Annotated in this window: 16 protein-coding genes; 14 read left to right on the top strand and 2 right to left on the bottom strand. The window is 72.2% G+C overall.

The annotated features are described in order from the left end of the window. Positions 1-68: 68 nt before the first annotated feature. Complete coding sequence (locus QSK45_RS34155; protein WP_285562801.1) at positions 69-2,507, bottom strand: SpoIIE family protein phosphatase; 2,439 nt, start codon at positions 2,505-2,507, stop codon at positions 69-71. A gap of 236 nt (positions 2,508-2,743) precedes the next feature. Beyond that, positions 2,744-3,625, bottom strand: a complete 882-nt coding sequence (locus QSK45_RS34150) for an RNA polymerase sigma factor (RefSeq protein WP_285562800.1) — start codon at positions 3,623-3,625, stop codon at positions 2,744-2,746. A 677-nt stretch (positions 3,626-4,302) separates the two neighbouring features. Here QSK45_RS34150 and QSK45_RS34145 point away from each other — a divergent pair. From QSK45_RS34145 to QSK45_RS34080, 14 genes are all read left to right on the top strand, one after another. Further along, positions 4,303-5,541, top strand: a complete 1,239-nt coding sequence (locus tag QSK45_RS34145; RefSeq protein WP_285562799.1) for a citrate/2-methylcitrate synthase — start codon at positions 4,303-4,305, stop codon at positions 5,539-5,541. A gap of 382 nt (positions 5,542-5,923) precedes the next feature. Then, positions 5,924-6,637, top strand: coding sequence for an L-threonylcarbamoyladenylate synthase (locus tag QSK45_RS34140; RefSeq protein WP_285562798.1), 714 nt, complete (start codon positions 5,924-5,926; stop codon positions 6,635-6,637). Positions 6,638-6,681: 44 nt separating this feature from the next. After that, positions 6,682-7,965, top strand: coding sequence for a citrate/2-methylcitrate synthase (locus QSK45_RS34135; RefSeq protein ID WP_285562797.1), 1,284 nt, complete (start codon positions 6,682-6,684; stop codon positions 7,963-7,965). Between the two features lie 1,093 nt (positions 7,966-9,058). Then, positions 9,059-10,492, top strand: a complete 1,434-nt coding sequence (locus QSK45_RS34130) for an MmgE/PrpD family protein (RefSeq protein ID WP_490993659.1) — start codon at positions 9,059-9,061, stop codon at positions 10,490-10,492. Between the two features lie 91 nt (positions 10,493-10,583). Continuing rightward, positions 10,584-11,297: a dienelactone hydrolase family protein gene (locus tag QSK45_RS34125; RefSeq protein ID WP_285562796.1), complete on the top strand. Its 714-nt coding sequence runs from the start codon at positions 10,584-10,586 to the stop codon at positions 11,295-11,297. A 1,100-nt stretch (positions 11,298-12,397) separates the two neighbouring features. Then, positions 12,398-13,306 (top strand): phytanoyl-CoA dioxygenase family protein, encoded by a 909-nt coding sequence (locus QSK45_RS34120; RefSeq protein ID WP_285562795.1) that lies wholly within the window; start codon positions 12,398-12,400, stop codon positions 13,304-13,306. Next, entirely contained in the window at positions 13,306-14,550 is a 1,245-nt protein-coding gene (locus QSK45_RS34115; RefSeq protein ID WP_285562794.1) for an MFS transporter, read from the top strand. Before QSK45_RS34120 ends, QSK45_RS34115 begins: the two co-directional genes overlap by 1 nt. 13 nt (positions 14,551-14,563) lie before the next feature. Beyond that, positions 14,564-14,782, top strand: coding sequence for a hypothetical protein (locus QSK45_RS34110; RefSeq protein WP_285562793.1), 219 nt, complete (start codon positions 14,564-14,566; stop codon positions 14,780-14,782). Then, positions 14,782-16,080 carry an ATP-grasp domain-containing protein gene (locus tag QSK45_RS34105; protein ID WP_285562792.1) on the top strand — a complete coding sequence of 433 codons (1,299 nt, stop codon included), beginning with the start codon at positions 14,782-14,784 and terminating at the stop codon, positions 16,078-16,080. Before QSK45_RS34110 ends, QSK45_RS34105 begins: the two co-directional genes overlap by 1 nt. Next, the gene (locus QSK45_RS34100) at positions 16,077-17,327 is read left to right on the top strand and encodes an MFS transporter (RefSeq protein WP_285562791.1); all 1,251 of its coding nucleotides are present in this window, start codon (positions 16,077-16,079) and stop codon (positions 17,325-17,327) included. The genes QSK45_RS34105 and QSK45_RS34100 overlap by 4 nt, the downstream gene beginning before the upstream one ends. A 56-nt stretch (positions 17,328-17,383) precedes the next feature. After that, positions 17,384-18,583: a hypothetical protein gene (locus QSK45_RS34095; protein WP_285562790.1), complete on the top strand. Its 1,200-nt coding sequence runs from the start codon at positions 17,384-17,386 to the stop codon at positions 18,581-18,583. Positions 18,584-18,674: 91 nt separating this feature from the next. After that, a complete protein-coding gene (locus tag QSK45_RS34090; RefSeq protein WP_285562789.1) occupies positions 18,675-19,472 on the top strand; it encodes a cupin domain-containing protein in 798 nt (265 codons plus the stop codon). An 87-nt stretch (positions 19,473-19,559) separates the two neighbouring features. Next, positions 19,560-19,745: a tautomerase family protein gene (locus tag QSK45_RS34085; RefSeq protein WP_285562788.1), complete on the top strand. Its 186-nt coding sequence runs from the start codon at positions 19,560-19,562 to the stop codon at positions 19,743-19,745. Further along, positions 19,738-20,553: a cupin domain-containing protein gene (locus QSK45_RS34080; protein ID WP_285562787.1), complete on the top strand. Its 816-nt coding sequence runs from the start codon at positions 19,738-19,740 to the stop codon at positions 20,551-20,553. The genes QSK45_RS34085 and QSK45_RS34080 overlap by 8 nt, the downstream gene beginning before the upstream one ends. Positions 20,554-20,556: the final 3 nt, after the last annotated feature.

Here is a 20,556-nt window from a genome sequence, read left to right as displayed (position 1 = left end):
GAACTCTGTGACGGGAGTTCGGGCTCGCGCTGTGTCCGGGCGACGGGGAGCGGAGGGCGGGCCGGTGATCAGCTGTCCGCAACGGCGGACGGGGTGTCGGCCGCGGGCACGGGCAGCGTCTGCTCGGCCCAGATGGTCTTGCCGTGGCAGGTGCGACGGGTCCCCCAGCGGTTGGTGAGCCGGGCCACCAGCAGCAGCCCGCGACCGCCCTCGTCGGTGGTCCGCGGGTGGCGCACGTGCGGCGCCGCGCTGTTGCCGTCGGTGACCTCGCAGATCAGCGCGTGGTCCCGGATCAGTCGTACCTGGATGGTGCCCGGCGCGTACCGGATGGCGTTGGTGACCAACTCGCTGACGATCATCTCCGTCGTGAAGACGAGCTCGGACAGCCCCCAGCTGGCGAGCTGCCGCTCGGCCAGGGTGCGGGCGGTGGCCACGATCGCCGGATCGCCGGGGAAGGTCCAGGAGGCCACCTGGTCCTCGTGCAGGACGCGGGTCCGGGCGAGGACGAGTACGACGTTCTCGTCGGTCCGTCCGGACATCTGCGCGTAGACCACCGCGTCGCACGCCTCCCGCAGGCACGCGTGCTGCTGGCCCAGGACGCGGCGCAGGCGCGCGACACCCGTGCCCTCCGGCGGCGAGCCGCGGACGAGTCCCTCGGTGTAGAGGGCGATCAGGCTGCCCTCCGGCAGATCCGTCTCCCATGTCTCGAAGGACAGGCCGTCGCCGCCCAGTGGCGGTCCGCACGGCGCGTCGGCCGGCACCACATGCCCGTCCGGGAGGGCCAGCAGCGGCGCGGGATGCCCGGCGCGGGCCACGACCAGGTGCCGGCTCACCGGATCGTAGACCGCGTACGCACAGGTGGCCGTGCTGGGCTGGACGTCCAGAGGATCGTTGGCGGCGGCCGGGCGGTTCTCCTCGGCGAGTTCGAGCACCAGGTCGCCCAGGTGCGCCAGCACCTCGTCGGGGGCCAGGTCCAGGGCTGCCAGGCTGTGGGTCGCGGCACGCAGCCGGCCCATGGTGGCCACGGCGCGCATGCCGTGCCCCGCCACGTCGCCGACCACCAGTGCGGTCCGTGCGCCGGACAGCGGGATGACGTCGTACCACAGGCCGCCGGCGTGCCCCGGCAGATAGCTGAACGCCACCTCGACGGCGTTCTGGGCAGGGAGGCGGCCCGGCAGCAGGCTGTTCTGGAGGACGAGGGCGGCGGTGCGCTCGCGCTTGTAGCGGCGGGCGTTGTCCAGGCCCAGGGCGGTGTGCGCGGCGAGTTCCCCGGCGATGGTCAGATCGTCGTCGTCGAAGGGCGCGGAGGTCACTGAGCGGTAGAAGCTCGCCACGCCGAGCACGACCCCGCGGGCGGCCAGCGGTACGACCATCATCGAGTGCACCCGGGCGGCGCGTATGCGGTCGGCGCGGTGCGGATCGTGCTTCAGCCATTCGCCGCCCTCGACCTTCCGGATCAGCCGGGGCCGCAGATCGGCCAGGCACTGGGTGAGCGGTGTGGGGAAGCCGTACGAGGCCTTCTCGCCGATGGTGTAGGCGGGCTGGAGTCCGGCGGCCCTGGTCGCGCGGAACGCGGTGCGCCGGAAGGTGACCTCGGAGGAGACCGGACCGGGGGCGGGGGCCTCGCCCTGGTGGACGGAGTCGAGCACGTCCACGCTGATGGCGTCGGCCACGCGGCCCACCGCGGTCTCGGCCAGTTCCTCCGCGGTACGTGCGAGGTCGAGGGTCGTGCCGATGCGCATGCTGGCGTCGTTGAGGAGTTCGAGACGGGCCCGGTATCGGTAGCGCTCGGTGATGTCCAGGGCCAGGGTGGCCACCCCGATGGGTTCTCCCGCGGGGTTGCACAGTCGGAAGGCCGACAGGGAGTACATGTGTTCGCCGTGCGGGTCGGCGGGCGGGTGCCCCGGCTGGATGAAGTCGATGACCGGCTCGCCTGTGCTCAGGACGGTCCGCATCAGGTGCTCGGCGGCGTCGGTCGCCACGGTCGGCGCGACCTCGCGGGCCGGTTTCCCGACGACGCCCTCGGTGGGAACGCCGCGCATGCCGGGCGAGGCGGTGTTGAACCGCACCATGCGGAGGTCGGTGTCGAGGACGTGCAGTCCGATCGGTGACTCGGTCAGCAGCGCGCCGAGGACCGCCCGGTCGAAGTCGCAGGGGTCCGCGCCGTCTGTGCGGGCGAGGAAGACGGCCCATGTCACCGGGCCTTCGGCGGCGAGGACGGGGCACATCCACCATTCGGCCTCCACGGGCAGCCCGGACCGGTCGCGCAGGCGTACCCGGCAGCCGCCACAGACTGGCGGAGCGTGCGGGAGGGCCGCCCCCTCGGACGGTCCGGGCCGCAGGAGGAGCGACGACAGCGGGCGGCCCACCATCTCCTCGGGCCGGTGGCCGAGGAGCCTCTCGGCCTCCGGGCTCCACTCGGTGATCGTCTCGTCGGCGTCCACGAGTACCCGGGCCCGCGGTGTCACCGGTACGTCACCGCCCGGCCCCGTGCCCGCAGTCGTCATGGCAACCCTCCCGTCCCGTAGGAGGTCGGCGACGCCCGCTCGTCACTCACCTTCAGGGTGGCAGATGGTCGAGCCGCCCGCGCGGCTGACCATCCCGAAGCGCGGCCGGCGGCGGACCGCGGTGGCGGGCACCCTTGGTGCGGTTACCGCTCCGGAGCGTGACGACGAGGTCCCCACGTTCATCGCGAGCGTCTCGGAGTGGTCGAGGGATGCCGTCCTGTCGGTGGTTCCGTTGGTCATCGATGGGCTGCGAGGGTGTGCGTGAGGGTGGCGAGGGCGCGGTGGGTGTGGGTTTTGACGGTGCCGACGGTGACGTCGAGGAGTGCGGCTATCTCGGTCTGTTTGAGGCCGTGCCAGTGGCGGAGGATGAGGGCCTGCTTCTGGCGGGCGGGGAGTTGCCGGAGGGCCTGGTGGAGGATGTGGTGGTCGTGGCGCTGGAGAGCGGTGGTTTCGGCGGATAAGACGGTTTCGGTCGGCATGGCGGTGACCTGTGTGGGGTGCTGCGTCGCGTAACGGTGACGGTGGCGGTGGTGCGTGCGGGTGAGGTTGTGGATGGTGGTGCGGAGGTAGGCGGGGGCGGCCTGCTTGTGGCGGAGGTGTTGCCAGCGCTCGTAGAGCTGGTAGTAGGCCTCGGCGACGATGTTTTCGGGGTCGTCGGCGCCCAGGTGGGAGGCGAGGCGGAGGAGGGGGTCGTAGTGGGTTTTGAAGAGCCGGGTGAGTGTTCTCTCCCGGTCCGCCTCGTCCTGGTCCCGGTCGCGTTCGGTCGTGTCCGGCTTTCGTTCACCGGCGCCGTCGGCGTCCGTGTCGCCCGCGCGTGAGAGCGGTCCCTTTTCCTGCTGCGCCGACGGGATTGTGGGCGTGTGGTGGGGGCGCACCCCGGTGCTCTCGGTGCTGCCGGCGCTGCCGGTGCTGCTGTGGTCCGGGTGCGCCGCTGCCGGTTCGTCCTGGTGTCGTGCCATCGGGGCGGCGGGTGCTGTGTACGGCCGTCGCTCGTGCGTGCCGACGTTGCTGGTCCCGTTGCCCGCGTGGTCCCCGTAGTCCGCGTGGTCCCCGTAGTCCGCGGGTGCCGGTGGTTCGTGCGCGGTGCCTGCGGGCGCTGTGTGTTCGGTGCTGGTCATGCGGTGTTGACATCCCCCTGTTGCATGGCCGCGTCATACCCCCGGTCTGATCCCCAACTCCGTTCCTCTCTCTCCCCGTTTCCGGCTCCGTGGTCGTTGAGCCCCGGGCCTACCGGGTTCCTGTCTTTCGGTGTGGGGTGTGTGGGTGGGGCGTTGGGGTGTGGTGGGTGGTTGGTGCGACGTCGTCGGCCTCTTGCTGTCAATCCGTTGCGCGGTCAGGTTGGTGCGAGTGTCTGGATTCCCTCGTTCCGGAGGTTCGGTCGGTGTGTTCTTGATGTGGTGTTGGGTGGTGGGAGGGTGGCGGTGGGCCGAGGCCGGATGTGTTCGGGTCGGTGTGTGGTGGTTTGGTTTCCGGATTGTGTGGGTGGCGCGCGGCGGGCGATCGTTGTGCCTGGTCGGCGGCCCCGGTTGTTGGTTTTTGCCGACGGGGGGTGTTCTTGATGTTGTGTTGTGTGGTGGGCTGTGGGGCCCACCTGTGGGTGTGGTCTGTGGCCGGTATGCGGGTGGCTGCCGTCGTGGCGCGGGTGTGTGGTGGTGGGGTGTTGCGTGGGTGATGGATCCGGCCGAAAACTTACACCTTCGTGTCAACGTTCCGGGTGGGTTGTGCGACTTGGACGTGAGGGCTCATTCACTTTGGTTCTGAGGGGGACTGCGTCGTGAGTGTCGGGGAGTCGGCGATGGACGACGGGATGTGGCTGACGACGGAGCAGGCGGCGAGGCGGTTGGGGGTGAAGCGGGAGACGATCTACGCGTACACGAGCAGGGGGTTGTTGCGCAGGGCGAGTGACGGGGCGCGGGGGAGCAGGTTCCGGCGGGATGACATCGAGCGTCTTGCGGCGCGGGGGCGTAAGACACGGGAGCGGGAGGGGACGCGGACGGTTCTGGAGTCGGGTATCGCGTTGATCCGCAACGACCGGTTGTTCTACCGGGGGTACGACGTGCTGCTCTTGTGCGGGGGGATGGGGTTCGAGAACGTGTCGCACCTGTTGTGGGGGGCGAGCGTGGAGGCGCTGCGTGCGGTGCCGCGTCCGTGGGTGTTCCCCGAGGCGTGGCGGGAGGTCGCGGATGCGGGGCGGGGGCGTTCCGTGCTGCCGCTGGACCGGATCGTGTGCGGGCTCGCGGCGTTGTCGGGGACGGGGCACCGCAGTGTGATCGAGGAGGAGTGCACGGGGGAGGCGCAGCGGATCATCGCCTTCGCGGTCTACTGCGCGACGGGTCTGCTTCCGGTGGATTCGGGGGGCGTGGCGGGCGCGTTGGCGCGTGGTCTGCTGCCGGCGGGGAAGCGGACGGTGATGCCGCCCGCTCTGGTTTCCCTGGTGGACGTGGCGTTGAACCTGGCGGCGGAGAACGGGCTGGCGGCGCCGACGGTGTGCAGCCGGATCGTGGCGTCGGTGGGCGGGGACATGAAGGCCGCCGTGCTGGCCGGGCTGTGCGCGATGCGGGGTACGGCGCCGGGGGCGGCGGCGTACCAGGTGGAGGAGTTGCTGCGCTGCTATTACGACAATCCGGGCTGTGCGCGGGTGGCGAAGCTGGTGGCTTCGGACCGGCCGGTGCCGGGGATCGGGCACCTGGCGTTCCGTCAGCGGGATCCGCGGGCGGCGATCCTGCTGGAGCGGATGTCGGCGGAGTGGCCCCCCGACGCCGATCTCCCCTCGGACGGTGCGCTGCGGATGGCCGCGCTGCGCGAGGCGCTCGCGGACATCCGTGAGGCCGGGCTGGTCCCGGTGAACCTCGATTTCGCGGTGAGTGCGCTGTGCTTCGTCGCGGGGATGAGCCCGGGGGCGGGGGAGGCGTTGTTCTCCATAGCGCGTATATCGGGGTGGGTGGCTCATCTGCTGGAGCAGCTGACCCAGAACACCAACTTCCGTATGCAGTTCGTGTACACCGGGCCGGTGCTGCGCGGTAACAACGGCTGAGGTGCTCACCGGGGCGCCGCCACCCGCCGGCGGCGCCCCCGGCCACCCCGCTATCCACCGAACGGCTCCATCGGCCCGCCCTTTCTGCGTCCCTGCTGGTGTGGTGGTGTGATGGAGTTTTCGGTGGGTGGTTTTCTTTCGCTTGCCGTGTGTTTGCTTCCCGTCCGTGTTCTTTGCTTGGTGTGGGTGTCTTTGCTTCGTGGTCGGGGCCGTGGCCGTGGCCGTGGGGGTTTCGGGGTTTGTGCGGGTGTGGATTGATTTGCTAATCACGATTGACCGGGGGTGGGGTGGTGCGGAGACTGGTTTGTGGTCGACACGGGCCAGGGGGTTTGTTTCCCGGTGGTTCGTGGTGGTGATGGATGGTTTTTTGATGGGAGGTGTCATGGCGGGCCTGATCCTTGAGGAATCCGAGTCTTCTCTGGCCGAGGTGGCGGGGATTCTGGGCGATGGTGGTGTCGTCGTCGTTCCGAGCCGGACGAATTACGTACTGATCTGTGACGCGGAGAACGAGAAGGCCATCGCGCGTGTCTTCGAGGCGAAGAAACGCACGAAGTTCGGTCCCCTCACCCTCGCGGTCCCGAGGATCGAGGACACGGAAAAGTACGTGAGTTTCCCCGAGGGATTCGCGATGGCCGAGCTGCAGCGGATCTGGCCGGCGGAGATCTCGTTCATCTTCGATCTCACCTACCCGTTCTCGCCGCGGATGACGATGGGCGCGAACACGGTCGCGGTGATGTACCAGCGTTCGTGTGCGTTGAACCGGTTGTTGGAGGTGTTCGGTCGGCCGGTCGCTTTGACCTCGGCGAACCTGTCGGGGCAGGGCAACTTCGTCGTCACGCGGCAGAAAGCGATCGATGATGTCGGGGGCGCGGTCGACGCGGTCCTGGTGAACGACCGCGACGACGAGTGCGTCGACGTCGAGGCCGAGGGTGTCAATCCCTCGAACACCATCGTGGACTTCACGTTCGAGCGGCCTTATCTGGTGCGGGACGGCGCCTATCCGCCGTCGCTGCTGCTGCCCGTCATCCCGGACCTGGTGCTCGACACCGATGCGTACAAGGCTGCGCTGGCGAAACGTTTGAGCGTGGCTCTGTGAGCGGGACAGCCGACGGACACACGAACTAGTAGGGGACGACCTGGATGAGCAGGACAGCGCACGAGACGCCCGTGGTACCCGAGCCGCGGATGGCCGCAGGCCCGAGCGTCGTACAAGCCGAACTGCCGGTGACGACGCCGGTGATGGGCCGGCCTGCCGTCGCGGCGGCGGACCTGGCGCGCGGCGGTCACCTGGTCTACGACCCGGGCCTGGCCGATACCGCGATATGCCGTTCCGCGATCACCTACATCGACGGTGACGCGGGTATCCTCCTCTACCGCGGTTATCCCGCCCAGCAGGTCGCCGAGAAGTGCACGTTCCTGCAGACGGCCCATCTCCTGGCCACGGGCGAGCTGCCCACCGGCGCCCAGGAGGAGCAGTGGACCGGTGAGATCGCCGCGAGCCGGCTGCCCCGCAGCCCGGCCTGGGGCCCGCTGTTCGACGCGATGCCCGCGGGTACGCACCCGATGGCGATGCTCGCCGCGGCGACCTCGGTGATGACCGCCCTCGCCGGCGACGGCGCGTCCTCGGCGCGGCAGGCCGGTTTCGACCTGCTGGCGACGATGCCGGTCCTGGCCGCCCACGCCTTCGCCCGTTTCGAGGACCGGCCCCGCCGCGCCTACGACCCGTCGGCGGGGTATGTGGAGAACTTCCTCCACATGTGCTTCGGTGACAGCCCGGTCGCCACCGATCCGGCCATGGTGCGCGCCCTGGAAACGCTGCTGGTCCTGCACGCCGACCACGAGCAGAACTGCTCCACCGCCACCCTGCGCCTGGTCTCCTCCAGCAACGCCGGGTTCTTCTCCTCCGTCAGCGCGGCCCTGTCCGCGCTGTGGGGGCCCCTGCACGGCGGGGCGAACCAGGCCGTGATCGAGATGCTCCAGGCCATCCGGGACGACGGCGGTGACCTGGGCAAGTACATCGCCCGGGCCAAGGACCGCAACGATCCCTTCCGCCTCATGGGCTTCGGTCACCGCGTGTACCGCACCTTCGACGCCCGTGCCCGTGTGATCCGCGAGGTGGCCCGCGAGGTGTGCGGGAAGGCCGCCCACGACCCGCTGCTCGACATGGCCCTGGAACTCGAGGAGATCGCCCGGCGCGACGAGTTCTTCCTCGAACGCAAGCTCTACCCGAACGTCGACTTCTACTCAGGGCTCATCTACCGGGCCATGGGCTTCCCCGTCGAGATGTTCACCGCGCTGTTCGCCGTCGGCCGCGTCCCCGGCTGGATCGCCCACTGGACGGAAGCGGTCACCGCGCCCGAACGCCGCATCGGCCGGCCCGCCCAGCTGTACACCGGGCCCGAGACCCGCGACCTGCAGTTCTGACCCCATCCCGCTCCTCCGGCCGACCCGGAGGGGCCCCTGTACGGCTGCGCGTGCCTCTCCCTCACAGAAGCGCGCGCAGCCCCGCTCTCCCACCCGCCCCGCCACCCGGCCCCGGGCCTCGCCGCCCGGCCCCTGCGCGGAGGTACCCCCGGCCGGGGCCGCCTCGTCCCGGCCGGCACCGCAGGACCGCGCCAGGTGCACGAGCCGAGCCCGTACCACCCCGGCCCGCGCCGCCCCGTCCCGCCTCACGCCGGGTCCCGGGCCCGCACCACCCGGGCCGAGTCCGTACCCCGGCCCGCACCAGCCCGTCCCGGCCCGCGCCGGGTCCCGGGCCGTGCCACCCGGCCCGCCTCGCCCGGCCGGGCCGCCGCGGCCCGTGCGGTACGGCCTCATCTCCCGTCCTCTGCGCGCCGTTCCGGGTCATGCCGCTCTCCCGCCGCGGCCCGGCCCCGACACGGCCCGCCCCCAGCCACCCGAGCCACCCAAGCACCCAAGCACCCAAGCGAGCCAGCCGGAGCAACCCGGGCTGCCGAGCAACCGGGCCGCCTGGGCACTCCAGGTCCCGCCGACCGCATCTCTGCTCGCGCCCGCGCCGCCCATCCCCGGCGTGGGCATCCCCGGCGTGTCCGGTCCTGGTTCACGTCGGCCGGCCTGTGCGGTACCGCCTTATTCCTCGTCCGCTGTGTCCCGTTCCCGTGCCGTCCGGCGCCGGCCGCTCCCGGCCCGCGCTGTTTCCGTCCCGGCCCGGCCTGTTCATTCCGGTTCGCAGCATTCCGTTTCCCTTCCGCCTCCGTTTCCCCCCGTGTTTCCCGCCCGTACCCCCGTACCCGTGTCCTCCTCTCGTCTCCCGGCTTTGTTTCAAGTCTTTTTCCGTGGCGTTCCATGATGTTTCCACCGCACGGTCCTCGTTCCGGCACGGCACACACGTGCATCCGTGTATGCATCAACTTCCTCTGACAGTGATTCGGTGATCAACCTTGACCCGATTCTTTCTCTGCGGCGAATATCTCAGTCGAGCGCCTTCGAGATCTCATGAGCTTGCGGGCTTTACGGGATCAGGGTGTAGTCGATCCCCCAGGGGGAGGGAAAAAGGGTGACAGTGTTCATTCCGGAGCAGCGGAAAGAACCCTCAGGGAATGTATCCCGCGCCGCTGCGGCGGAAACGCTCGCAGAGTTCGCGCACCGCATCTACCATGACGGTATTCCGGCATCCGTCCAGGAGTACGTCACGAAGCTGATCATCGATCAGCTGGGTCTTCAGCTGGCGTGCGCGCGTCTTCCGTGGAGCCAGGCCTCCTACGATTACGTGCGCGAGTTCCGCGCCACGGGATCGTCGACGGTACTGTTCCACGGCCTGCGTACGCATCCCGAGCACGCGGCGTTCGCCAACGCGACGTTCGGGCACGGGCAGGATTTCGACGACACCTGCCAGATGGTGCAGACCCACGCGGGCGCTGTCATCATCCCGGTCGCCCTGGCGGTGGCCGAGGAGGTCAACGCCACCGGCGAGCAGCTGCTGCGGGCCACCGCGGCGGGCCTGGAGGTCATGCTGCGCGCCGCGCACGCCGTCTCGCCGGACTGCCTGCGCCGTGGCCATCACACCCCGCCGGCCGCGGGCCCGTTCGGCGCCGCGATCGCCGCGGGCCTGCTGCACGGCCAGTCCCCCGAGGAACTGGCGCAGTCGCTGGCGATCGCGGGCAGTTTCTCCGGCGGGCTGATCGAGTACACGCAGTCCGGCGGATCGGTCAAGCGCATCCACACCGCGATCCCCACCACCGCCGGGATCCGCGCGGTCGCCCTGGCCCGGCGCGGCATGACCGGACCCCTGACCGTCCTGGACGGCGCGAAGGGATTCGTGAACGTGTTCGCCGACAAGGGCAGCGTGGAACGCCTCACCGACGGCCTCGGGACGCGGTACATCATCGAGAAGGTGGGCCTGAAGGCCTACAACTGCTGCTACTTCATCCACGCCCCGCTCGAGGCCTTCCAGTTCCTCATGCGGCAAAAGGGCCTCGCACCCGAGGACATCGCGGAGGTCACCGTGGGGCTCTCCGCGCACGGCGCCGTCCACGTCGGCACCATCGTGCACCCGGTCGACCCCCTCGGCGGCCAGTTCAGCGTCCAGTTCACCCTCGGCATGGCCGCCTACGGCGAACTGCCCGGCCTGGACAGCTACAGCGACGAACAGCTCGCCGACCCCCGCTTCCACGCCTTCGCCGACCGCGTCAGGGTCGTGACCGACCCCGTCGCCGAGGCCGAGTACCCGGAGAACTGGGGCGGCACCGTCACCATCACCACCACCACCGGCGACACCTGGCAGCGCCGCGTGCGCTACGCCACCGGAACCCCGCAGAACCCCATGACCGGTGACGAGGTCTGGAACAAGTTCTCCCGTATCACCTCCGGCGCCCTGGACGGCGAACAGGCCGGCCTCGTCCACGAGATGGTCCGCGACCTGCCCGCCCTCGACTCCGTACGACGGCTGACCGCGCTGCTCGTGCAGCGCGCCCTCGAGCCCAGCCGCTGACCCGTCCCCGCCCCGGCGGGGACCCCCCTGTCCCACACGCCCCGAAAGCCGCCCAGGCCACCGAAACCGCCCCCAAGGAGAACCACAGAAGATGAGCGCCCCCCAGGCACGGCAGAACACGCACTTCGTCCGCAACGGCAAAGAGATCCACGCCTACCTCGCGCTCCCCGAGTCCGGCCGTGGACCTGGCGTGATCCTCATCCAGGAGTGGTGGGGGCTGACCGACCACATCGCCGATGTGGCCGACCGGCTGGCCAAGGCGGGCTTCGTCGCCCTGGCGCCCGACCTGTTCGGCGGCCGTACCACCCACGACTCCGACGAGGCCGGGAAGATGATGAGCGACCTCCCCCTCGAACAGGGCGTCGAGGACCTCGTCGGCGCCGTGGACTGGCTCCTCGAACACGAGGCCGTCAAGGGCGACGCCCTGGGCACCGTCGGGTTCTGCATGGGCGGCGGTTTCGTCCTCGCGCTCGCCGCGGCCGCCGGGGAGAAGATCGCCGCGGCGGTCCCCTTCTACGGCGTCTTCGCCGGCGAGGACCCCGACTTCTCCGGCATGAAGGCCGCCGTCCTCGGCCACTTCGGGGAGAAGGACACCTACGCCCCGCCGGAGCGCGCCCAGGACCTCGCCCGGCAGATCCGCGGCCAGTCCGGCGCCCCCGTCGAGCTGCAGTTCTACCCGGCCGGCCACGCCTTCCACAACGACGAGAACCTCCTCGGCACCTACGACGAGACCCAGGCCCAGCTCGCCTGGAAGCGCACCCTGACCTTCCTCACCGAACAGCTGACCGTCCCCGCGACCGCCTGACCCCGCCAGGGCCCGCACCCGGGACCCACCCACCCGCACCCGGCGGACCGGCCGGCCCGAGCACGGACCGCGCCGGCCCGGCCCGCCCGGGTGAGGGAACGGTCTCGGACCGGTTCCGGCCCGACCCGATGGACGGGTCCGGCCCGGACCAGCCCGGTCACCCCCAAGAGGGCGGGACGGGACGGTCCCGCGCCGGCCCGGCCACCCCGGGCGGGCGGGGCGGCCTTCGACAGCGGCCCGGAACCCTCCCGGACCGGGGGAGAGGGACAGCCCCGGGACAGCAACCCGCCCCCGGACAGGCCGTTCCCAGAACGGCCCGCCCGATCCACCCCCGGGCAGCAGACCGGCCCCGGACCGGCCCACCACCTTGGCGGGCTGATCCGAACCGGCCCAACCCTCCTCCGGGTGGGCTGGTCCCCGGGCTGATCCGGTCCTCCCTCGGGTGGGCTGGTCCCGAATCGGTCCAACCCTCCTCCGGGTGGGCTGGTCCCGGTCCGGTTCCGACCCACTCTCGGGGGCCGGTCCCGAACCGGCCGGCCACGGCCCGGTAACGGGAGCGCCCCGGCCCGGTTCTGACCCGCCCTCAGCGGAGGGGCCCGGTCCGGCCCAGCCCGACCGCCACGGGGACGGACCGTTTCCGGGTGACAAGCCGACCCCGGGCGGGCAGGCAGACCCGGCCCCGGCCCACCCCCCGGCGGGCGGGCAGGCCGGCCTGGAGCCGCCCTCGCCCCGTCCGGCGGGCGGGACCTCGGTCCGGCCCGGCCCCGTCCCGGTGGCCGGGGACCCCGGCCGGGCCTGATCCACCCCGGTGGGCGGGCCCGTTCCCGGTCCCCGTCCCGGCCCGCCCCCAGTGGCGGCGGGTCACCCCGGGCCGCCCCGCCCCAACCCCTTGGCGGCGGGCCGCGGCCCCCACCAGCACCGCCCCGCCCTGCCCGCATCCGACGGCCCGGCCCGCACCGGACCCGCACCGCACGTCCCGCACAGACCCGCACCGCCCCGATCACGTTCACGGACCGGGCCCGCCCAAGGGCCCGGCCCACCCGCACGGCCGGAGCACCCGCTCCCGGCCCGCATCTCTTTTCCTGACACAGAGGTGAGACATGCACACGCTCGACGCAAGCCAGCTCGACCACTACGCCGCCAAGGGCTACCTCGTGGTGGAGAACGTCCTCAGCGCCTCCGAACTCCAGGAACTGCGCGACGTCACCGACAGCTTCGCCGCCCAGGCCGGCGACGCGGACGCCGACCGCCGCATCCTCGACATCGGCGAACACAACGGCAGCCCCTACGTGCGGCGCGTCAAGTCGCCCCACCGCCACCACCCGGTCTACGACGCCACCGTCCGCCACCCCCGCATCCTCGACATCGTCGCCGACCTCCTCGGCGACGACCTGCGCCTGTACGGCAGCAAGATCAACCTGAAGCTGCCCTCCGGCACCGGGGACGCCATCCAGTGGCACCAGGACTGGGGCTTCTACCCGCACACCAACGACTCCCTCGTCGCCGTCGGCGTCCTCCTGGACGACATGACCGAGGAGAACGGCCCGCTGCTCGTCGTCCCCGGATCCCACCTGGGCGAGGTCTACTCCCACAACCAGGGCGGTCGTTTCGCCGGCGCCCTGGACCACACCCAGATCAAGGACATGCTCGACAACGCCGTCCAGCTGACGGCGCCGGCCGGGTCGATCACCCTGCACCACGTCCGCGCCGTCCACGCCAGCGGCCCCAACCGGTCCACCGGCTCACGCCGCATCATCTTCCAGAACTACGCGGCCGCCGACGCCTGGCCGCTGGTGGGCTGCGGCGCCCCCGGCGACCGCCACCTGTGCGCGGGCGGCGACTGGGAGGCCTACCAGGACCTCCTCGTCCGCGGTCAGGACCGCCAGGTCCGCCTCGCCCCCGTCCCGGTCCACCTGCCGCTGCCCGGCGCGAAGGACTCCTCCTCGGTGTTCACCACCCAAAGCGGCGCCGACAAGAACTACTTCGCCTCCTCCGGGGCCATGGAGTGATGAGCACCCCCACCCCCGCCACCCCGCCCGGGGCCGACCACGCCCCGGGCGGGGCCGGCGACACGTCCCGGCCCGGCGCCCTGCGCGCCCTGTTCGTCTACCGGCTGATCTCCCGCGCCTACTTCCACCTGCCCGTCCTGTTCGCCTTCCTCTACCTGCACCACCTCGGCATCGCCCTCGCCCAGACCCTGCTCGCGCTGTACGGGTTCACCGTGATGGTCTCCGGAGCGTTCGTCGGCCGCTTCTCCGCCGCCTTCGGCCCCCGCACCCTCCTGGTCGCCGGAGAGATCGCCAAAGCCGCGGGCCTGCTGCTGATCGGCACCGTCGCCGGCGGCACCCCGGGCCTGGTCGCCGGACAGATCCTCAGCGGCTTCGGCTACGCACTGACCGCGAGCGTCGAGTCCCCCCTGGTCGGCGTCCTGGAACCGGACCGCGAACGCGCCTCGAAGATCCAGGCCCGCACCCAGAGCTGGATCTTCGCCGTGGTCATGGTCTCCGGCATCGCCGGCGCCGTGATCTTCCAGCACACCCGGCTCACCGTGTTCCTCCTGTCCGCGCTCGCCTGCGCGGCCGCCGCCACCGCCGCCACCGGCATCGGCCCCGTCCGCCTCGCGACCGCATCCAAACCCGCCACCGGCGCCGCCGCGCCGAAGGGCAGCTGGACCGGCGGAGCGGGACTGTGGATCGCCTACTACGTGTGCCTGCGCGGCGTCGCCCTGGCCGCCTTCGTCGGCTTCATCCCCTACCTGCTGTTCGTACGCACCAAGGTCTCCCTCGCCCTGTTCGGCGTCCTGCTCGCCGTGTTCAACGTCGCGGCCCTGCTCGTCGCCCGCTGGACGGCCCGCCTGCTGCGCACCACCTCGGCCGCACTCCTGCTGGCCGCCACCCTCGCCTGCGTCGCCGCCTCCCTCGTCCTGCTCGCCACGACGTCCCGGCTGGTGCCCGTCATCCTCGCCATCGCCCTGCTGGGCCTGGGCGCGGGAGCCGCCCGCCCGCTCACCCAGGACGGCCTGTCCGCCCTGGACGGCCCCACCCGGGGCCGGGTCACCGTCCGCATGGAGCAACTCACCGGAAGCGCCAACACCCTGGTCCTCGTCCTGGGCGGTCTCGGCCTGGGCGCGGGCCACGCACCCGCCGTCATGTGGGGCTCGGCCGCCGTCGTCGCCGTCGCCGGCGCCGTGATCCTCGCCGCCCGGCCCACCACCCGCACCCCCAGCCCGGCACAGGCACAGGCACTCAACTGAGGAGGAACGAGCGATGACCACCCTGGACGAGACCGCACCGGCCCCCGGCACCGAGCCGCCCGGCGGCCGGCCACACCCCGCCCCCCACCATCCGGACACCACCACCACGGCGGCGCCCTCCGGACTCGGCGAGGTACGCGCACGCGGACTGTGGATCGCTCCCCGCCCCCTCCACCTCGCCGGATACCCCGACGACCCGGACGACGCGCACATCGTGCGGGGCATCGACTGATGACCGGCCGCCCACCGGTCCTCCACGTCGGCTGGATGCCCAGAGCCGTCGCCGCCCTGGCCCGCGCGGGCGCCGACGTCACCTGCGCGGTGGCGCCCCGCGACGCCGCCGCCGCCCGCGGCAGCGACACCGTCTCACGAACCGTCGTGGTGCCCGACCCGACCAGCGCGCAGCACGTGCTGGCCGCCCTGGCCCGCGACGGCCTGCCACTGCGGGCCTTCACCGCCGTCTGCAGCGTCCTGGAGTACTGCATCGTCCCGGCCCAGATCCTCGACGACCTGCGCCGGGCCACCCCCCGCATCCCCGCCTACCGCGGTGGCACGGGCGGGGAACCGCGCGCGCCGCGGATCCTCGCGATGCGCGACAAGGCCCTGCAGAAGACCCTCGTACGCAGGGCCGGCCTGCCCGTCGCCGACTGCACTGTCACCGAGCACCCCGAGACCATCGAGGTACCCCCCGCCGCGCCGCGCACGGTCCTCAAACCCCTCGACGGCGGCGGAGCCAGGAACACCTTCCTGATCACCGGCCCGGAAAGCCTCCACGCCGCCGTCACCGCCCTGCGCGCGGACGGACCCGGACCCTGGCTGCTGGAGGAGTACATCCCCGGCACCGAGTTCCAGGTCGACGGCATCGTCCGCGACGGACGGCTCCTCGTGCTGTCCGTCTCCCGCTACGTGCAGAACCTCATCGAGATCCACGACGGGGGAGTGGTCGCCCACATCGTGCTGCCCCCCGCCCGCCACACCGCCCTCTACACGGCGGCCCGCGCCCTGACCTCCGCCGCGCTCGAAGCCCTCGCATACTCCGACGGGCCCTTCCACCTGGAGATGTTCCAGGACGGCGAGCGCCTGGTCTTCGGCGAGTGCGCCGCCCGGGTCGGCGGCGGCCGCACCGACGACGTCGTCCGCCTCGCCTTCGGCGTCGACCTGCGCGAGGAATGGGCCCGCACCGTCCTCGGCCGCCCCTCCGCCCTCACCGAGGAACCCGCCCACGCCCCCGGCACCGTCTTCGCCGGGATGAACCTGCCCGCACCCCCCGGCACCGTCCACCGCATCCCCTCCCACGAGCAGACGCTGGCCCGGCCGGGAGTCGTCCACGCCGCCATCGAGGTGGCCCCCGGCGACCTCATGCCGGACATCACCGCCGCCTCCCACCTGCGCGCCGGCCTCGCCGTCGTCCGCGGCACCACCGAAACCCAGACCGAGACCCGGGTGAAGGACCTGGCCCGGTGGTTCCACACCCACACCGTGTGCGCGCCGCACCCGCCGGCCGGTCCCGCGCCGAAGGCCGCCCCGTGAACGCACCCCCCACGGCCGCCCGCCGCCCCCGCACCCTGCTGCCCGCCCCCGGCGCCGCGCGCACGCTGGCCGCGAGCACCCTGACCCGCAGCATCGGCAACGGCCTGGTCGTCACCGTCGTCGTCCTGTACTTCACCCGCCGCCAGCACCTGCCCGCGGGAAGGGTCGGACTCGCCCTGACCCTCGCCGCGCTGGCCGCCATGGCCGCCAGCGTCCCCGCCGGACGCCTCGCCGACACCCTCGGCACCCGCCGCGTCGCCGTCGCCGCCCTCCTGCTGCAGGGCCTGGCCATCGCCGCCTACGCCACCGTCCACACCTGGACCGGGTTCCTCCTCGTGGCGGCCGCGGTCGCGGTCACGGACTCCGCCTCCACCGCCGCCCGCGGCGCCCTCGTCGCTCACGCCGTCCCCCCCGACCAGCGCATCCGCACCCGCGCCTACCTGCGGGCCGTCACCAACGCCGGGTTCTCCGCGGGCGCACTGGCCGGCGGCTTCGCCATCGCCTCCCACACCCCCGCCGCCGCCACCGCGGCCCTCCCCGCAGGCGGCGCCCTCTTCCTCGCCTCCGGCCTGCTCCTGCTCCCCCTGACCGAGACCCCGCCGCGGCCCGCACCCGAGGGCGCGCCGCGATGGCTCGTCCTGCGCGACCACGGCTACATGAGCGTCGGCCTGCTCAACGCCGTACTGATCATGAACGCCGGCATCCTCAACGTCGCCCTGCCCATCTGGATGACCGCCCACACCCACGTACCCTCCGCCGCCTTCTCCGCGTTCCTCCTCATCAACACCGCCCTCGTGGTGTGCTGCCAGATCCCCGCCAGCCGCGGCGTCAACGACGTACCCACCGGCGCGCGGGCCCTGCGCCGCTGCGGCCTGTGGCTCGCCGCCTGCTGCGCGGCCTTCGCCGCCGCCGCCACCGGCCCCCTGTGGCTCGCGGCCGCCCTGCTCACCGCCGGAGTCGCCGCCCAGACCGCGGGCGAACTCCTCTACAGCGCCGGCTCCTGGGCCCTGTCCTACGAACTCGCGCCCGAACACGCCCACGGCCAGTACCAGGGCATGTTCGGCCTGACCTCCCAGCTGGGCACGGCACTCACCCCCGCCGTGACGACCTTCGTCATCCTCGGCTACGGCCGCGCCGGCTGGCTGCTCCTCGGACTGGCCCTGGCCGCCGCCGGCGCCGCCGCTCCCGCCGTGGCCGCCCACGCCCAGCGCACCCGCCCCTTCACCCGCCGGCCCGCCCCCCGCTGACACCGTCCCGCCCGCCCGTGAACGCTCCGGTACCACCACACCCGAAGGGTTCCCGCATGCCTCCCACCCTCCGCGACACCCTGGCCGCCTTCCGCCCGGCGGGCGCGCCCGGCAGCGAGGTACGCCGGCGCCGCCAGCACCTGGCGGACTTCGTCCGCTCCTGCGAGGACCGCGTCCACCACGCCCCCCCGGCCGAACGCGAGCGGATGAGACGGCTGCTGGGCTGGGACGACGCCTCCCTCCACCGGTTCGTCACCTCGCCCATGGTGGTGCACAGCTCCACCCACGTCGCGATGAACGCGTTCGCGCCGATGCTCACCTTCCCCTGGTTCTGCCTGCGCCTGATGACCCGGGGACGCACCGGCACCGACGCCGCCGGAGCCAGCCACCTGCGCACCCTGCTGACCCACAACAACCTCAGCGACAACCGCTGGAAACCCCACGTGTGGTGGCGCTGCGACGACCGCGGCCGCCTGGTCCGCGTTCCCCTCTTCAGCAAACAGCCCCGCTTCAAACACCAGATCCTCCTCGCCCAGCCCGTCCCCCCCATCGACCCCCGCGAAGACGGCATGACCGCCGCCGACAGCGAGGCCCTGAACCTGGCGAAGCACGCCACCAACTACGCCTACTTCGCCATGCTCTACCGCCTCGCCCTGGAACGCCGCGCCGGCCTCCACCTCCCCGACGCCACCGTGGAGATCCCCCTCGACCTGATGAACGTCCACTCCCTGACCGCGGCCTCACTGCCGCTGTGGCGGGAGGCGATGTACGACCACCAGCTCACCCTCCGCGTGATCGGCGACGACCTGGAACTGCGCGAAGCGGACCGCGCCGAGGCCGCCCGGCTGCCCGCCCCCGACCCGCACGACGTACGCACCACCCTGATCTGCCCCAACTACCTCAACCTGTGGCACTCCTACCGGCTCGGACTCAGCGCCACCATCGGCACCGAACGGATGGCCGGCTACGAGGCCGCCATGGCCGACGTCCTCGCCCCCTTCCTCGACCGCATCGGCGAGAAGGAGCCCTTCCCGCAGTTCCTCGGGATGTCCGCGGTCAGCCTCGACACCGTCGCCCCCCTACCCGCCCCCCTCCTCGCCGAGCTGCGGGAAGCGGGCGCCCGTCCCTCCTTCCCCCTCTACCTCGCCACCCACGGCGAAGGACTGCTGCCCGCCCTCGACCGCATGCTGACCGCCGCCCCCCACGCCCACGCCGACGTCCTCACCCGCCGCCTCGCCGAACCCGTCGCCCCCTGAACCCGCCCCGGCGCATCCGCCCCCGACGCCCCGCCCCCACGAACCGGACCATCCCCCGCCAACCGGACCAGCCCCTGCGAAGGAGAAGCACATGAGCGCCTACAAGGACTACGGCATCCTCATCCGCGGCAGCGAACTGGAGTTCGACAAAGTGGACGGGGTCCTGGTGAGCCGCCCCGTCGGCCCCCACACCGGCGCCGCCTTCGTCCGCGTCGACGTCGTCCGCATCCCCGCCGGCGCCCGCTGGGAACCCGCCGCCTACACCGGCCAGGAAGTGACCGCGGTCGTCTTCACCGGAAAGGGCACCGCCCGCATCGGCACCCGCACCCACGCCGTGGAGAAGGGCTCCACCGCCTACGCACCCACCGGGCACCCCCTCTCCTTCACCGCCGACGACGACGAACTGACCGTCTACTTCTGGCGCGGCGACCTCCCCGACGACGCCCCCCGCGGCACCGCACCCACCCTGTTCAACACGGTGCACGACACCACCGCCGGGATCAGGGACTTCGCCGGGACCGGGGAGATCGCCCCCGTCGGCAGCGAACAGCGCGCCTACATGAACTTCCCGCACTGGCCCGGCAACGGCTGCGCCTACCTGTGCGTGAACACCGGCGTCGCCGCCCCCGGCCACACGTTCAACATCCACGGCCACCCCGGCGCGGAGGACGCCCTGTTCGCCCTGCACGGCCAGGGCCAGTTCTTCCTCGGCGACCAGTGGTTCGACATGAGCCCCGGCGACGGCGTCTTCGCCCGCGCCGGAGTCCTGCACGGCACCCGCCACCCCGAGGGCCCAGACGAGCACGCCCGGTTCATCTCGGTCGGCGGGCCCGTGCCCTACGACCCCGCCCTCTACCGCTCGGCCGGCCTGCCCGCCGACGTCGTCTGACCCCCGCACCACCAACCCCCACCGCACGAACAACCCCTCACGACCGCTCGCGACCTTTCACGACCGTTCACGACAAGGAGAGCCCTCATGCCCGTGGTCACCGTCGACTGGTGGGCCGGCCAGCAAGACGACGCCCGCAAGGAACTGGTCGAGGAGGTGTCGCAGACGGTCGCACGGATCGCGAACTGCCCCGTGCAGGCCGTCACCGTCATCGTCCGTGACGTCGAACGCTCCCACTGGGCCACCGGCGGCCGTCTCGCCGACCATGACTAGCCCCGCCACCCGGCCGACCGCCGGGCACCCCGTCCACGGAGCCGTCCTCAAAGCCCAGGACCTGCTCTTCCGCCCCGCCGGGCCCTGCCAGGTCGCCGAGGCCGTCGGACCGCACCTCGGCGCCGAAACGATCCGCCTCGACGTCGTCCGCATCCCCGCGGGCGCCACCTGGCAGCCACCCCACACGGCGCAGGAGGAGAACGTGGCCGTCGTCTTCGCCGGCCACGGCCACGGCCGCTCCGGCCCCCGGCACGCCCCCCTCGCCCGGGGCGGCGCCCTCTACGCCCCCACCGGCGACCCTTGCGCGCTGACCGCGTCCGACGACGGGGAACTCGTCGCCTACCTCTGGCGCTCACACCTGCTGCCCGGCCGCCGCCACGGCACCGCACCCCGCAGATTCAGCAGCCTCGACAACGACGAGACACAGCTGACCGGATTCTCCGGCACCGGCCACAGCGCGGCCAGCGAACGCACCGCCACCATGAACTTCGTGTTCTGGCCGGGCACCGGCACACCCCAGCTGTGCCTGCACTGCGGCATGATGCGCCCCGGCGAGTACTTCAACGTCCACGTCCACCCCGACAGCGAAGAAGCGTTCATCGCCTTCGAGGGCAGCGGCCAGCTCTACCTCCACGACCGCTGGATCGACGCGGCCGCCGGCGACATCCTCTTCGCCCGGCCCGGCGTCCCGCACGGCACCCGACTGCCCGACACCCACCCCGCCGACCGGTTCGTCACCTGCGGCGGACCCACCCCCTTCGACCCCGTCCTCTACGACCGGGCCCGCGTGTCCGGCGAAGTCCGGTGACCG

Source organism: Streptomyces hygroscopicus subsp. hygroscopicus (assembly GCF_030269125.1).
GTDB classification, from domain to species: domain Bacteria; phylum Actinomycetota; class Actinomycetes; order Streptomycetales; family Streptomycetaceae; genus Streptomyces; species Streptomyces hygroscopicus_C.
The sequence above is the reverse complement of the archived record's forward strand: the minus strand, read 5'-3'. Positions and strand labels throughout refer to the sequence as shown.